Annotated in this window: 11 protein-coding genes and 5 tRNA genes; all 16 read right to left on the bottom strand. The window is 41.0% G+C overall.

Going from position 1 to position 15,191, the window contains the following annotated elements:
• Nucleotides 1-99: 99 nt before the first annotated feature.
• Entirely contained in the window at nt 100-807 is a 708-nt protein-coding gene (locus tag H5120_RS07550; RefSeq protein ID WP_182671504.1) for a hypothetical protein, read from the bottom strand.
• Nucleotides 808-1,009: 202 nt separating this feature from the next.
• Complete coding sequence (locus H5120_RS07555) at nt 1,010-1,876, bottom strand: hypothetical protein (protein WP_182674012.1); 867 nt, start codon at nt 1,874-1,876, stop codon at nt 1,010-1,012.
• A gap of 111 nt (nt 1,877-1,987) precedes the next feature.
• Nucleotides 1,988-3,364, bottom strand: a complete 1,377-nt coding sequence (locus H5120_RS07560) for a Na+/H+ antiporter NhaC family protein (protein WP_182674013.1) — start codon at nt 3,362-3,364, stop codon at nt 1,988-1,990.
• Between the two features lie 191 nt (nt 3,365-3,555).
• Nucleotides 3,556-5,214, bottom strand: coding sequence for a penicillin binding protein PBP4B (gene pbp4b, locus H5120_RS07565; protein ID WP_182674014.1), 1,659 nt, complete (start codon nt 5,212-5,214; stop codon nt 3,556-3,558).
• A 9-nt stretch (nt 5,215-5,223) separates the two neighbouring features.
• Nucleotides 5,224-6,399: an exo-beta-N-acetylmuramidase NamZ domain-containing protein gene (locus H5120_RS07570; RefSeq protein ID WP_182674015.1), complete on the bottom strand. Its 1,176-nt coding sequence runs from the start codon at nt 6,397-6,399 to the stop codon at nt 5,224-5,226.
• A gap of 1,155 nt (nt 6,400-7,554) precedes the next feature.
• Nucleotides 7,555-7,631: transfer RNA gene (locus H5120_RS07575), tRNA-Arg, on the bottom strand.
• Nucleotides 7,632-7,746: 115 nt separating this feature from the next.
• Nucleotides 7,747-7,823 (bottom strand) — tRNA-Arg (locus H5120_RS07580).
• Between the two features lie 78 nt (nt 7,824-7,901).
• Nucleotides 7,902-7,978: transfer RNA gene (locus H5120_RS07585), tRNA-Arg, on the bottom strand.
• Between the two features lie 45 nt (nt 7,979-8,023).
• A tRNA-Arg gene (locus tag H5120_RS07590) sits at nt 8,024-8,100 on the bottom strand.
• A gap of 38 nt (nt 8,101-8,138) precedes the next feature.
• Nucleotides 8,139-8,231: transfer RNA gene (locus H5120_RS07595), tRNA-Ser, on the bottom strand.
• Between the two features lie 128 nt (nt 8,232-8,359).
• The gene (locus tag H5120_RS07600; protein ID WP_010553261.1) at nt 8,360-8,542 is read right to left on the bottom strand and encodes a hypothetical protein; all 183 of its coding nucleotides are present in this window, start codon (nt 8,540-8,542) and stop codon (nt 8,360-8,362) included.
• A gap of 321 nt (nt 8,543-8,863) precedes the next feature.
• On the bottom strand, nt 8,864-10,399 hold the full coding sequence (gene lysS / locus H5120_RS07605; RefSeq protein WP_002961420.1) for a lysine--tRNA ligase: 1,536 nt from the start codon (nt 10,397-10,399) through the stop codon (nt 8,864-8,866).
• 26 nt (nt 10,400-10,425) lie between these two features.
• A protein-coding gene (gene prfB, locus H5120_RS07610; RefSeq protein WP_100218355.1) for a peptide chain release factor 2 occupies nt 10,426-11,524 on the bottom strand; the annotation gives its coding sequence in 2 pieces (ribosomal slippage) (nt 10,426-11,448 and nt 11,450-11,524; 1,098 coding nt in all).
• A 144-nt stretch (nt 11,525-11,668) separates the two neighbouring features.
• Nucleotides 11,669-13,390 (bottom strand): single-stranded-DNA-specific exonuclease RecJ, encoded by a 1,722-nt coding sequence (gene recJ / locus H5120_RS07615; protein WP_182674016.1) that lies wholly within the window; start codon nt 13,388-13,390, stop codon nt 11,669-11,671.
• 78 nt (nt 13,391-13,468) lie between these two features.
• Nucleotides 13,469-14,197 (bottom strand): bifunctional protein-disulfide isomerase/oxidoreductase DsbC, encoded by a 729-nt coding sequence (gene dsbC, locus H5120_RS07620; protein ID WP_002961417.1) that lies wholly within the window; start codon nt 14,195-14,197, stop codon nt 13,469-13,471.
• 63 nt (nt 14,198-14,260) lie between these two features.
• A complete protein-coding gene (gene xerD / locus H5120_RS07625) occupies nt 14,261-15,187 on the bottom strand; it encodes a site-specific tyrosine recombinase XerD (protein ID WP_002961416.1) in 927 nt (308 codons plus the stop codon).
• Nucleotides 15,188-15,191: the final 4 nt, after the last annotated feature.

Genomic DNA, 15,191 nt, shown 5'->3' on the forward strand with positions numbered 1-15,191 from the left:
ATTTAAAAACAAAAAAGCCTGCAATAAGCAGGCGTTTGACTATTTAAGCAATGACAAGATATACGAAATATTTAAAACTATTATTAATAATCCTAATTCTTATGAAAATCCGTGCTCAATATCTCGAAACGTCCATTGTCCGTTTGGATCTGCTATATCAATTAGTTCACAGGCTTTTTTATTCCAAGCAGCTAACCATGAAATATAATTTGTTAGTTGGTGATAAGCGCGGTCTGGGGCATCAGGACGAATTCTTGACATTGAGAAACCTGAATACGTAGCACCACTTCCTACCCAACTAACAATTGATGATACGGCTCCACCGGCAGGAACTACAAAACCAACAGTCGTTGTTACTAACCCTAATATAGTCGCTGTTTTTTCGACAGCATTACCCGTTTTCATTATGTCGCCGCTTATAACTGGGTGTAACAAAGCTAATAAGCTAACTGCTTGTGGCTGATTAGAGGCAACTGCAACATCATTTGACGTTTTTGAAGTGTTTGTGGGTGCAGCCCTTCCACGCATTGCAGGAAGTAAGCTATTAAAAGATTTTTGGCTACTATTACTTGTTGAAAAAGTAACTGATTGTGTACTTAAGCCACCGGCTTTAACTCTTTTTTCATCTCGTGGCGTTACAGTTGATTTGTAAGTGCGCTGTAACCTTCTATAAACAGCTGCACTACATTGAGTCATTTGTATTGCTAATGCAGCTTGCTCTTTGAAGTCTCGACCGATTGCTCGCTCTGATAACTGAGTTAGCTGATTTTTCTTTTTAAGAGCTTGCTGACCAATCATAATATCCATAAAAATGTCCTTATTTATTATTTAATTGGTGAAATCATATCATTTAAAGTTACGTAGAGAAATCCTGACAAGTTATTATTACAATGATTTAAGGTACATAAAAAGCTGCTTCAGAGTATTCGATTTATGCTTCTTTAACAGAGGAATATCTTAAGTATGAACCATGACTATATATAAAACATAAGCCCTTTACTAAGTTTACTTAGTGAATTATTTGAGGCTTAATATTACTAAAATCACTGTGGATTGTAATCTCTACATTATCAGGTTTTATAGCAATATCGCTTAAACCCGTATTAGTGAAATACTCTTCGAAGCCCTGCTGATATTCAGGAAGAACCTGCTTATATGCAGTAATAAATAAACTCAGCTTTTTAGCTATAGTTGGATACTTAGCTGCAAGGTCTCGTAGCTTTTCAGGCTCAGAAAAAGCAAATTCGGCGAAAATATTAAAGTCGTTCTCAATATTAGTTTTACCGTAGGTAGATAAAAATCCATTTTCATAATCAGGCCCTATACTTATATCTTGCGTTAAAGCCTCATAATTCGAGGAAACAGGACTCCAACTTTCAGGCAACAGACCTTGCCATGCAAGATTCACAAAAGGGGAGCGTAAATAAATCAAAGAACTGAGCTCGTGATGAACTCCCCGTAACGAATTTTCATAATTGAAGTTAGTACCGTTCTTATCTGAGATATTTGATAATATTATAGAATTTCTTGAATATGTTCCCCCCGCTTCAGCCCCCTCCATGAGCATAGGTCCTGAAATATAAATAGCATTAATAAATTTGGAAACAAAGCCTTCAGGATAAACCTCCAGCGCGGTTTCAATGCCATCAAGAGACTCTGAAGAATCCTCCAAAGAAGTGCTTTCCATTTCAAGTGTAGGCGGCTTGCCTCCAATTCCTAAAAATTGTTCAGGAAAAAATAAACGAGTATCGCCTGCTCGGATATCTAGTTGGTATGTTTTACCTAAGCGCTTAGCTTGTTCTGATGCACTTTCTTGGTAAGAGCATGCGTTCAAAAACAATAAAAAACTAAAAAAGACAAAAGCTTTATTTTTCATTTAAACAATCCTTGTTTTGTCCCCTAAAAAAGCCTGCATATTTGCAGGCTTTCAAGGCATTTTATAAATAATTAAAACTCAGTATTTACAACTCACTTTCATAACACGTTTTTACAACACAATAATACTTGTTATTAAGTACGCTATAAACGTAAGGCCGCCACCAAATAAGGCATATGGTAGCTGCGTTTTAACGTGGGTGAGTAAGTCACACCCCGATGCAATAGCCGATACAGCGCTGGTGTCGGATATAGGCGAGCAATGATCGCCAAATATACCACCACCCAAAATAGCACCTACCACAAGCGATGGCGGTAAACCCAACGCTTGAATAAGTGGCACACCAATTGGGATTAATATGGCAAACGTGCCCCACGATGTACCCGTAGTAAACGACATTACCGCACCGGTTAAAAACAGCACCGGTACTATTAAGTAAATAGGTAGGTAGTCGCCAACAAGCGACGCTACAAATACGCCAGTACCCAATTCTTTTAAGCTTGCGCCAAGTGTAAGCGAAAGCAGTACAATGGCGACTAACGGCATTAATTCGCCCATACCTTTAAAACCGGTATCAACTAATTGATGATGCGTAAATTTACGTGAGCCAATCATTAAAAAGTAAGCGACAACAATGGCTAAAACCGTTGCATATAATACGGATTTAGAGCCGCTGCCCTCTGCTAATACACCATTACCGGTGTAGTACATAAAGCCAACCATGCTGGTAATAAGCGTAATAAGCGGGATTAACATGTAACGCGCTTTAGAACCTTTTACTTCTTCTTTTAAGTCAGTTGTTTGAAGCTCTAGTTTTTCTTCGGCTTCTTTCATTGGGCCATGCACTTTATCAAACGCGATGGTATAAAAAACAATGGCAAGGGTAATTATGGCGTAAAAGTTATACCCAACGCTGCCCCATAACACTGATACAGCCGACTCATCTAGCTCGTAGTTACCTAACAAACCAAGTACAAACGCACCCCAGCCATTAAGTAGTATTAAAATACACACTGGCGCACTGGTGCTATCAATAATGTACGCTAGACGCGCTCGGCTCATTTTAAATTTGTCGAATAAGCCACGCGATAAAATACCCGAGGTAAGTACGCTCAAGTTAGATTCTATAAACACTGCAATGCCGGTAAACATGGTTAAAAACCCCACTTGGCGCTTACTTTTTGCAATACCTTTGTTCATTAACATATTAACAGTTGCTGCAACGCCGCCAGATTCGCGAATGTAGGCAAGCAGTGCACCAATTAAAATACTAAATATTAGTATGCGTGTATTACCTGGCGAGCTGGCAACCGAAATAATACGTTCAATGGTATTTAAAAAAGTGTCAAACAAGCTATTACCTTCGCCCTGAAAGGCGAGTAAAAACTCAGAAGAAGCAACAGCAACAAGTAGCGCCATAATCACTTCTTTGCGCCAAAACACGATAGCAATCGCAATTAGCGGCGGTAAAATAGAATACCAATGCATAAAAAGTTAACCTTAATTATTAGCGAGCCACTCTCGCTTTGTACGCGTTTTATCGCTTATTTGTTAAGCCTAGCAGCATAAACTGGCTTAGATTTGTAAACCGCTTAGCTTAATGGATTGCCTTACTCAAGTCACCTGTAAATAAATCACTTAGAGTAATGCTGTTAGTACGTTTTAACCTATACGATAGCTTATTGATTTAGTAGCGCTTCATAAATAAGCGACACCACCGATCCGTACTGCGCGGTTTCAAATTGTTTACCTGTAAATTCGTAACGTTTTTGCGAGCCTTTAATTGCACTGTGGCGAGCATTGGTAAGTAAAACAATAGCTAAATCGTAAGCGGGGTCAATTACGGTCACTGTTCCCGTCCAACCTGTGTGCCCATAAGCCTGCGCGCTTGCATAAGGGCCAAAGTGCCAGCGCCTTGCTTGGTTGTTACCAGCAAACCTAAAGCCAAGCCCGTAGGTCTCATCACTACTTTGCGGCGTTAAAAATTGCGCTAAGGCGCTTGCACTAAATAATTGTTGGTCGCCGTAGCCACCATTATTTAGTAATAGCTGGCAAAGCACCGCTAAGTCATGAGCATTACTAAATAATCCTGCATGCCCTGCTACGCCATCAAGTGAGTAGTAAGCGCGCTCATCATGCACTTGGCCTTGTAAAACCCCAGTTCGAACATTATCAAACTTAATGCGCCCGTCTCGTGTGTTGCCGCTAAGCTCAGTGGCTGCAAATTGCTGCGGCTTAAAGCCTTTTTTAAGTGGATTAAATAACGTGTTAGTTAATTTTAATGGCGCATACACTTGCTGCTCTAGGTACTCATCAAGGGGCTGCCCAGTTATGCGCTCAATGAGTACGCCTAAAATCATGTAATCAATATCTGAGTAAACATGCTGCCCAGATGATTTACTACTAAAAGGCACGCTGGTAAGTAATAGCTGTTTGGTGGTTTTACTGTTTTGCGAATAAAACGCGTCACCATAGCTGCCATCTTTACGATGAAAGTCAAATACTGGCGGGTATCCGGCGCTGTGTGTGAGTAAGTCTTTTACTGTGCGCTTTGCTCGCCCTTCACCTTTATATTCGCTTAGGTAGCTTTGTACGGGTTTATTAATATTTAACAGCCCTTCACTTACTAATTTCATAAGTGCAAAGTTTGTGGCAAATATTTTGGTGTTTGAGGCAAGATCAAACAAAGTATTAGTTTGCATGGGCTCTGGGCGTAGTAGCATTAAATCACTTTGCTGGTATTGCTTTGCATCGCCATAGGCCGTTAATTTTATTAGCTCGCCATTTTTAACAACGGCCAACACAGCCCCAGGAAAACCCGCTTTTACATCGCGTTCAATTAATGTGTCTACTTCAGTAAAATCTATATGCTTTTTTGGTTCATCGCTTAAAGTAGGAAATGCAAAACGCAGCGTTAAACTTGCGCCAGCAGGGAGAATATTTTCAACTTTAAAGGTATTAACACCGTTGTGAGTATTTTTTGCCAAACTGTAATTGTATAAGGTGTTGGCGCTTAGTTGGTTAACGTCGAGCTTTTGATTATTAATGTAAATATCGGCGCTTTGTGCGTTGTGGTTTTGTATTAATAATTGCCCGCGCCCTTTGTAAGCTTTAAACGTTCCTCGGTTATTTACATAAAACCGGCTACTTGGATTTACCTCAGGAAACGTTACAACCACTTGTGCATTAGGCAGCTCTACAAGTTGGCTTTTTGTAAGTGGTAGCACCGAGCTAATAGGCTCAGGTGGTGTACTACAACCCACAATAATAAAGCTCAATGCCGCTATAAATGCTTGTTTGATATAACCATACCTTTGATTTTTTAAAGCAATAAACATGCTTAGCCCTTATTTATATAACAAGTAAGGCGCTCTTTGCGCTTTAAATTGCGCAAGCCCCGCCTGCCAGCTTTGTTTTATTTGCGCCTCTGATTGCCCTGCTTCAATAGCTAAGCGCAATTTATTAGTACCCGCTAGCTTATCCATAAAGTCAGCGCGCTCAAAAAACGAGATGTTATTTTTAGTAAGCTCCGTATACGCATTTATTAAGTAAGTTAAATTTAAACCTGAAATATTTGCTTGTCTTAAATCGAGCCCTTGTACGGTTTGGTTTTTAAATTTAGGGTTTAAAGCAGCGCCTTTAATTGCGCGCGGTGTAAAATTAAAATCACCTAATGCAACTGGCGAATAGCCAATTACTTGAAATGCAAAGTCGGTGCCTCTACCAATGCTAATAGGCGTTGCTTCAAAAAAGCAAAGTGATGGGTAAAGCGCAATGGCTTGATCGTTAGGTAAGTTAGGGCTGGGTTTTACAGGCAAGCTGTAAGTACTTTTGCGAGTGTAATGATCAACAGGGATCATCGTTAATTTTAAATCGGCCGCTTTATTGATCCAGCCCTCGCCCTTGATCATTTTGGCAAGTTCGCCAACGGTCATGCCGTGTAAAACAGGAATTGGGTGCATGCCTACAAACGATTTAAATTCTGGCTCTAATATTGGCCCATCAACGTAGGCAATATTTGGGTTGGGCCTGTCGAGCACCAAAAATTCTATCCCCTGCTCTGAAGCGGCTTCCATCATGTAGTGCATAGAGCTTATGTAGGTATAAAAACGCACCCCCACATCTTGAATATCAAAAATAATCACATCAACATCGGCTAAAGCAGCTTGGCTTGGTTTTTTATTTTTACCGTAAATAGAAATTAGTGGAATACCTGTTTTACCATCAACGGCATTTTTCACATGGGCGCCCGCATCGTGATCGCCACGAAAGCCATGCTCAGGTGCAAAAATTTTAGTTATATTAATATTTTTAGTCAGCAGCGCATCTACTAAGTGAGTTTGCCCCACCATTGATGTTTGATTAACGACTAGCCCTACACGTTTATTTTTTAACTGCGGTAAATATTTAGCGTATTGCTGCGCACCTACCACAAGTGAGTTATTAGCTTCGTTGGCTTGTGCGCTTGAAATAAAAATGGCACTAAAAATAAAAAATAACGTAATAAATAGGGTTTTAAACATACTGCAATATCCTTTTAAACAAGGCGTTTAAAATAACATAGGTAATATTAAAGAGCAGCTTTAGAAAAGGGTTAAGTGGGCTTGATTAGATAACTGATTAGAAGCTGGCGCTTCTCACGCGAGCAAGCTCTGCGTCTACAGCGGATAAATAAACTCGAAGTTTAGATTTAAAGATTAGAGCTAGTTTTACTTGAAAATACCACCTCTCATTTTAAGCTTAAAGACCGTATTTAACCTTCTTAGAGCTAAACGCTTCTAGTTATTTAGTTTCTTGGTCAATGAACCACTTAAAGATCTATTACACATAGAGAAGCGAAAGAGAAGTAAATGAGAAGACATAAGCCCGGGTTTATTAATTTAGCTTTATTACTACCTCTAAAAGCGCAGCGCCTCTTAACCTCTTTGTGAATAAATTACTTATTTCTGGCGTTGCCAACAAATAAAATCTTATAAATTATATTTTTGAGGGGGGAATAGAAGCTGTCGCTTCTCACGCGAGCAAGCTCAGCGTCTACAACGGATAAATAAGCTCGGAGTTTGGATTTAAAGATTAGGGCTGGTTTTACTTGTAGGCTTACAGCTTGCTGACGCGACGAACGAAGCTCGTAAATAAAGTATCAGTTATATCGGTGGTAAGTAATTAGAACCTGGCGCTTCTCACGCGAGCAAGCTCTGCGGCTGCAGGAGTGGTAGCTTACATTTCACTTTATTTCAGGCACAAAAAAACCGACTTAATGTCGGCTTGTTTATGAAAGTGGTGGGCACAGGACGTATCTTGTAAGAGTGAACCTCCGACTGCTTGGTTCTCAATTCGCATAAACCTACACTTCACTTTATTTCAGGCACAAAAAACCGACTTAATGTCGGCTTGTTTATGAAAGTGGTGGGCGCAGGACGTATCTTGTAAGAGTGAACCTCCGACTGCTTGGTTCTCAATTCACCTAAACCTACACTTCACTTCACTTTATTTTAGGCACAAAAAAACCGACTTAATGTCGGCTTGTTTATGAAAGTGGTGGGCGCAGGACGTATCTTGTAAGAGTGAACCTCCGACTGCTTGGTTCTCAATTCACCTAAACCTACACTTCACTTCACTTCACTTCACTTTATTTTAGGCACAAAAAAACCGACTTAATGTCGGCTTGTTTATGAAAGTGGTGGGCGCAGGAGGATTCGAACCTCCGACCGCTCGGTTCGTAGCCGAGTACTCTATCCAGCTGAGCTATGCACCCACTTTCATAGATTGCTTATTTAAACTCTAAGCAGAGCGTATTAATTCAGGCATAAAAAAACCGATTTCCATCGGTTTATTTTTCTTACACTTAAAAGTGTATGAAAACATGAAAGTGGTGGGCGCAGGAGGATTCGAACCTCCGACCGCTCGGTTCGTAGCCGAGTACTCTATCCAGCTGAGCTATGCACCCACTTTCATTTTTACTATTACTTGTTTTTACTCTAAGTGAGAGTTTTACTTATTTATACTCTAAGTAGAGTTTATAAAGTGGTGGGCGCAGGAGGATTCGAACCTCCGACCGCTCGGTTCGTAGCCGAGTACTCTATCCAGCTGAGCTATGCACCCACTTTATAGTTTGCTTATTTAGACTCTAAGCGAGTTATTAAAGTATGGTGGGCGCAGGAGGATTCGAACCTCCGACCGCTCGGTTCGTAGCCGAGTACTCTATCCAGCTGAGCTATGCACCCATACTTTAAAATTTTACAAAACTTGCCATTAAAAGAAATGGTGGAGAGGGAGGGATTCGAACCCTCGATAGAGCTACAAACTCTATACTCCCTTAGCAGGGGAGCTCCTTCGGCCACTCGGACACCTCTCCGTCTTGTGGGGCGTATAATAAAGATTTCAGAAAATATGTCAAACACTTTTCTACCAAAAACGACTATATGGTTATAGATTGCACATATGCTTGGTTTAAAAGTGTAATTAGTTTGAAATTTAAGCGGGTTACGTATTTTTATTTGAAGGATTAACACCTAGCACGGGAACTAAGTCATCAGTTAACTGAGCCAAATACTGTTCTTGGTAACCTAATTGTTGAAATTCAGCGATACAAGCACGGTAGTAAGCGTTTCGTTCTTGCTCTGATGTGCATTCTTCTGATAAATCATCTACTCGTTTGTCTTTCATACTATTATCCTAAGTCCTTTAAGAATCTATATTTAACTGCTAAATACCAGCAGTGTAAATTTCGTGCGTATTCTAGCTAAAACCTTTGTACAAACACAACATATGTTTAAAAAATAATCATACTAAAAAGTTATAGCACTGTTAGTTTTAATATTGAAAACTTCCAATAACAATAAGTTAGTGAAGCTGAATTGCACATTAATCAGCACTAATAATTACCTTTAATTTTTAGTGTAGTACTTATTAATTAAAACACTAATTATAAGCAAAAAAACGCCGCTATTAAGCGGCGTTTATTAAGTTACTTTGTTCTACTAAAGATTAGTCAGCTTGTGGACGCATATGCGGGAACAAAATAACGTCTTTAATTGTTGATGAATCAGTAAACAACATTACTAAACGGTCAATACCAATACCTTCACCAGCCGTTGGCGGTAAGCCGTACTCTAGTGCGCGTATGTAGTCTTCGTCGTAGTGCATTGCTTCATCATCGCCTGCGTCTTTCTCTTCAACTTGACGAGTAAAGCGCTCAGCTTGATCCTGTGCATCGTTAAGCTCAGAGAAACCATTTGCAAGTTCGCGACCGCCAACAAAAAACTCAAAACGGTCGGTAACAAATGGGTTTTCGTCGTTACGGCGTGCAAGTGGTGATACTTCCCACGGGTAACCAGTAATAAACGTAGGTTGAATAAGCATGTGCTCTGCTGTTTCTTCAAATATTTCACAAAGAAACTTACCTGGGCCCCAAACACAGTTTTCAGGAATTTTAACGTGCACTTGTTTAGCGTACGCTTTTAACTCTTCAAAATGGTTTTCTGGGTCGTTAAATACCGCAGCATCAAACTCAGGGTTATATTTTAAGATAGCATCCGCCATACTTAAACGTGTAAACGGTTGGCCAAAGTCGTATTCAACTGAATCGATAACTTCGCCGTTTTCGTCCTTAGTTGTATTAACTACAATTGCACTACCTAGTACGTTTTCTGCAACAGTACGTAGCATGTCTTCGGTAATGTTCATCAGGTCGATGTAATCAGCGTATGCTTGGTAAAATTCAATCATTGTAAATTCTGGGTTGTGGCGTGTAGATAACCCTTCGTTACGGAAGTTACGGTTAATTTCAAATACACGATCAAAACCACCTACCACTAAGCGCTTTAAGTAAAGCTCTGGCGCTATACGTAGGTACATGTCGATATCAAGCGCGTTATGGTGAGTTACAAACGGACGCGCAGATGCACCACCAGGTATAACCTGTAGCATAGGTGTTTCTACTTCCATAAAGTCACGGTCTGCTAAAAAGCGACGAATACCTTCAACTACTTGTGAGCGAATGCGGAATGTTTCGCGCGTTGCTTCGTTAGTAATTAAGTCAACATAACGTTGGCGGTACTTTGTTTCTTGATCTGATAAGCCATGGAATTTTTCAGGTAACGGACGAAGTGACTTAGTTAGTAATTGATACTCAGTCATTTCTACGTATAAATCGCCTTTGCCCGATTTATTTAACGCGCCTTTAACACCTATAATATCGCCAGTGTCTAGCTGACCATATTTTTCTTTAAGGTCTTTTTGAACATCTTTAGATGCATACGCTTGTACGCGACCTTTCATGTCTTGAATTACAAAAAACGGTCCACGCTTTGCTAAAATACGTCCAGCAATAGACACAACTTCTTGTAGTTCAACTAATTCTTCTTTGCTCTTATCACCAAACTGGGCTTGCAAATCAGCCGTGTAATGCTCACGACGGAATTGGTTTGGATGACCGTTGGCTGGGCAATTTTCGCGTATCGCGTCTAACTTGCCGCGACGCTCAGCGATTAACTTGTTTTCGTCTTGGATTTTATCAGTCATTTTTTAGCTCTTTATTAGCTTGGTGGTTATAGGCCAGATTTAAGGCTGGCTTCAATAAATTTATCTAAGTTACCGTCAAGTACCGATTGGGTATTGCGGTTTTCAACGCCTGTACGTAAATCTTTAATACGTGCGTCATCAAGTACGTATGAACGTATTTGGCTACCCCAACCTATATCAGATTTAGCGTCTTCTTGCGTTTGTTTTTCAGCATTTTGCTGCTGTAGCTCAAGCTCAAATAATTTAGCTTTTAACTGCTTCATCGCTTGGGCTTTATTTTTATGCTGTGAACGCTCGTTTTGACACTGCACTACGGTATTTGTTGGTACGTGAGTAATACGAACCGCCGATTCGGTGGTATTAACGTGCTGACCACCCGCGCCTGATGCACGGTAAACGTCTATACGTAGATCTGACGGATTAATATCAATTTCAATATTATCGTCAATCTCTGGGTATACAAACGCAGAAGCAAATGAGGTATGACGACGACCACTTGAGTCAAACGGGCTTTTACGCACTAAACGGTGAACGCCTGTTTCTGTACGTAACCAACCGTAAGCGTATTCGCCAACAAAGCGAACTGTTGCGCCTTTAATACCGGCAACATCACCGTCGGTTGCTTCAACTAGCTCAACTTTAAAGCCTTTAGCCTCGCCCCAACGTAAATACATACGAAGTAGAATATTACACCAGTCTTGTGCTTCAGTGCCGCCAGAACCCGATTGTAAATCAAGGTACGCATCGTTTGAGTCATGAGGACCTGAAAACATACGACGAAACTCTAAACCTTCTAACTGCTCGTTTAGATCGCTAAGTTCGCTTTGTGCTTCATCAAAGGTATCTTGATCTTCGGCTTCTACAGCAAGTTCAAGTAGACCTTCAACGTCGTCAGTACCGGCTACAAGGTTGTCGATTGTTTCAACAACAGCCTCTAATGCTGATTTTTCACGGCCAAGCGCTTGTGCGCGTTCAGGCTCATTCCATACGGCTGAATCTTCAAGTTCGGCGTTAACTTCTTCTAGGCGTTCTTGTTTAAGAGCGTAGTCAAAGGTACCCCCGAAGCAATTCAGTACGTTCGCGAATTTCCTTGATTTGGTTAATCACAGGATTCACTTCAAACATGTACATCACTCCAAAATGGCTAGGTAATTGCGCCCCTTTACATGGGATTTTCGCAACAAATTATCGTCAAATGATAAAAACGCCCGATTTTAACAAAAAACCGCGCGCTTTATTAGCCTTTTATGCATGATTTGTGCATATTTTTTAGTGCACTTTTTCAAGCTCTCTAACTATTAATTGCAGCGAAAATTTACCTCTAAACTCATTTATATCGAGTTGGTAGGCTACTTTTACAAACTTCGCTTCTGTGTCGGGCCATTCTTTTACATCAATACCAAAGGCAATGGCGTCAACTAATCGCCCTGATTGATGCTTTAGCACCAGCTTTAAATGCTTTTCGCCGACTATGCGCTGCTGTATTACTTCAAAGGTGTGCTCAAACACCGGCTCAGGAAATTGCTGCCCCCAAGGGCCCGATTGCTTTAATAGCTGGGCAAACTCCATCGTAAAACAGTCGTTTGGCAGCTCACCGTCGGTAAATACAATGCAGCGCTTACTTTCTTCACTCAGTTGCGCACTCACTGCAGCATCAAATGCCTTTTTAAAGTCGTTAAAGTGTTGCTCATTAATACTTAAACCAGCGGCCATTGCGTGGCCACCAAATTTATTAATTAAGTGTGGCTCAGCAGTATTAAGCCCTTCGAGTAAGTCGCGCATGTGCAACCCTTCTATAGAGCGGCACGAACCTTTTATTTCACCATTTTCGCCACCAGCAAATATAACGGTTGGTCGGTGGTACTTTTCTTTTAAGCGACCAGCCAAAATACCAATAACACCTTGGTGCCAATCGTCTTGAAACAAGCAGATTGCATCAGGGACGTTATCGTCGCTAAATGCGAGTCTATCAAGCACGGCTTGCGCCTCGGCTTGCATGCCTTGTTCTATTTCGCGCCTTGCAAAGTTTAAGCTATCGAGCTCGCTGGCAATACTACGTGCTTGGTTTATATCGGTGCTAAGTAAGCATGCTATACCCAAACTCATGTCGTCTAATCGCCCTGCTGCATTTAAACGCGGCGCAAGTGAAAAGCCAAAGTCGCTTGCGCTTAAGCGCGCAGCATTGCGGTTAGCCACTTCAATAAGCGCGGTAATGCCTGGGCGTGTTTTACCACTGCGAATACGTGCTAAACCTTGATGTACTAAGGTGCGATTATTTGCATCAAGTGCGACCACGTCAGCAACCGTACCAAGCGCTACAATGTCGAGCAAGTTAGCTAAATTAGGCGGCGGTTGCTGCTCAAAATAACCAAGGTCTCGCATTACGCTTCTCAGTGCTATTAGTAAGTAAAAAGCAACGCCAACGCCTGCTATAGATTTAGACGGGAAGTTACATTCGTGCCTATTTGGATTTACTATTGCATCGGCATTTGGCAGCTGCTCACCTTGTAAGTGGTGATCTGTTACCAGCACTTTTATACCAACCGCTTTTAAAATATCAATACCAGCAATACACGATATGCCGTTATCTACGGTGATCACTAAATCAGGCTTTATTTGTACTATTTGCTCTGCAAGTGCGGGGCTTAAACCATAACCTAAGCTAAACCGGTCAGGAATTAAGTAATCTAAATGCTTAAAGCCAAACATCTCAAGGCCTTGCATTAATGTTGCAGTGCTTGTTGCGCCATCAGCATCAAAATCGCCGACTATTAATATTTGGCTTTGCGTCTTTAATGCCTCAATTAGTAAATCGCTGGCTTTGTCGATATCTTTAAACAATTTAAAGTCGTGAAGCGTAGCTACGCTGTTATTTAGCTCGTCGGCATTAAATACATTGCGGTTAGCATAAATTTGTTTAATTACAGGGTGTAAATTACTCGGTAGATGCGAGTCGTCAACGTTTTCACGCGCAATGATTAGTTTTTTCATGCAGAGTTTTAACTTATTGGGTCGTATTAAAAAGACAAAAAAAGGCCATTAAGGCCTTTTTATTAGCTATAAAACGTATTACGACGCTTTGTTAGCATCTAATGCTGCTTTTAGTGCTGCTGCTGGCTGGTAACCTGGGATCATCGTACCATCTTCTAAAATAATGGCAGGTGTGCCGCTAATACCAAAGCTTTGACCAAGCTGATAATGCTCTGCAACCGGTGCGCTACAGCCTGCAACTACTTTAGTGCTTGTACCCGACTTAGCTTCTGTTAGTGCTTCTTGCTGATCGCGTGCACACCATACGTTCATTAAATCGGCGTAGCCTGAACCTTGTAAGCCACCACGTGGAAACGCAAGGTACTTAACGGTAATACCCGCATCAAGTAAATCGTCTAACTCGCGATGTAATTTACGACAGTAACCACAGCTAATGTCGGTAAATACGGTAATACTGTGTTTTTCGTTTGGTGCTTTGTACACAATCATCGAATCTTCGTATTCTTTAATGCCCTCAACACGCACGCCGTTTAATGCTTGCTCTGTTAAGTTGTTGCGATTATTTAAATCGATTAACGTACCTTGCATTAAAAATTGACCATCTGGACTTGCGTAAAGCACGCCCTTATTAGTGATCAACTCTTTTAAGCCCGCTACTGGGCTTGGGTTAATTTGCTTTACAGTTACACCAAGCTCGGCAAATTTAGTAATAATAGGATCATTAGCATCTGGTGTTACAGCAACGCCATTTGCAAATGCACTAATACTTGTGCACAACATGGCACCTGCTAACATTAATTTTTTCATAACTTCTCTCTATCCTAAAAATACTTAATATATTGACCGGCTTAATAATATTTACTTTCAAACTTACGCTCGCGGATGATGCTCTGCGTGTACCGACTTTAACCGTTCATTGGCAACATGGGTATAAATTTGCGTCGTTGATAAATCGCTATGGCCCAACATCATTTGTACCACACGTAAATCTGCCCCATGATTTAATAAGTGCGTAGCAAAAGCATGGCGCATGGTATGGGGCGATAATGGAGACTCAACTGATGCCAAAATAGCATAGTGTTTAATTCTATGCCAAAAGGTTTGTCGCGTCATGCCTACTCCACGCTTAGATGGGAACACAAAATCGGTGGCGTGTTTTATCATTTGTGCACGCCCACCCTTTAAAAATTGCTCCAGCCAATACATGGCTTCTTCACCCAGTGGCACTAAGCGCTCTTTGTTACCCTTGCCTTTTACAAACACCACCGCTTGGCGCAAATTAATTTGCTCCATACGAAGCCCAACAAGCTCACTTACACGCAACCCCGTTGCATAAAGTAGCTCTAGCATGGCTTTGTCGCGCAGCCCCATCGCTTCTTCTGTGTTGGGCGCATTTAACAATGCCTCAACTTCAGCTTCTGAGAGTGTTTTAGGTAACGACTGTCCGGCTTTTGGTTGAGCAATGTTTAGCATGGGCGAATCACTAATTATTTTTTCGCGCACAAAGTACTGATAAAAACGCTTTAGCGCACTAATGCTACGTGCTGTACTGCGTGGTTTTAAACCTAAATCAACTCGATGGGCTAAGTAGCTTTCTATGTCTAGCCCCGTTACCGTCATTAAATTTTCGCCCTTTAAAAATAGGCAAAACTTATCTAAATCACTGCGATAAGCGCTTAATGTATTTTCGCTTACGCCTTGTTCTAAGTACAGGCTATCTAAAAAGGTTTCTAGGTAGTCGCTATTACTGCTCATACTGCTGTTATTTTCAAAAGAATCGTCAGATAGCGTTGTCACATTA

It is taken from the genome of Pseudoalteromonas sp. SR43-2 (assembly GCF_014163885.1).
Taxonomy (GTDB): Bacteria; Pseudomonadota; Gammaproteobacteria; order Enterobacterales; family Alteromonadaceae; genus Pseudoalteromonas; species Pseudoalteromonas distincta.

Bases quoted from the DNA above. Each gene is read 5' to 3' on its own strand.
- H5120_RS07550 (WP_182671504.1), bottom strand. From the start codon at position 807: ATGGATATTATGATTGGTCAGCAAGCTCTTAAAAAGAAAAATCAGCTA.
- H5120_RS07555 (WP_182674012.1), bottom strand. From the start codon at position 1,876: ATGAAAAATAAAGCTTTTGTCTTTTTTAGTTTTTTATTGTTTTTGAAC.
- H5120_RS07560 (WP_182674013.1), bottom strand. From the start codon at position 3,364: ATGCATTGGTATTCTATTTTACCGCCGCTAATTGCGATTGCTATCGTG.
- pbp4b (WP_182674014.1), bottom strand. From the start codon at position 5,214: ATGTTTATTGCTTTAAAAAATCAAAGGTATGGTTATATCAAACAAGCA.
- H5120_RS07570 (WP_182674015.1), bottom strand. From the start codon at position 6,399: ATGTTTAAAACCCTATTTATTACGTTATTTTTTATTTTTAGTGCCATT.
- H5120_RS07600 (WP_010553261.1), bottom strand. From the start codon at position 8,542: ATGAAAGACAAACGAGTAGATGATTTATCAGAAGAATGCACATCAGAG.
- lysS (WP_002961420.1), bottom strand. From the start codon at position 10,399: ATGACTGATAAAATCCAAGACGAAAACAAGTTAATCGCTGAGCGTCGC.
- recJ (WP_182674016.1), bottom strand. From the start codon at position 13,390: ATGAAAAAACTAATCATTGCGCGTGAAAACGTTGACGACTCGCATCTA.
- dsbC (WP_002961417.1), bottom strand. From the start codon at position 14,197: ATGAAAAAATTAATGTTAGCAGGTGCCATGTTGTGCACAAGTATTAGT.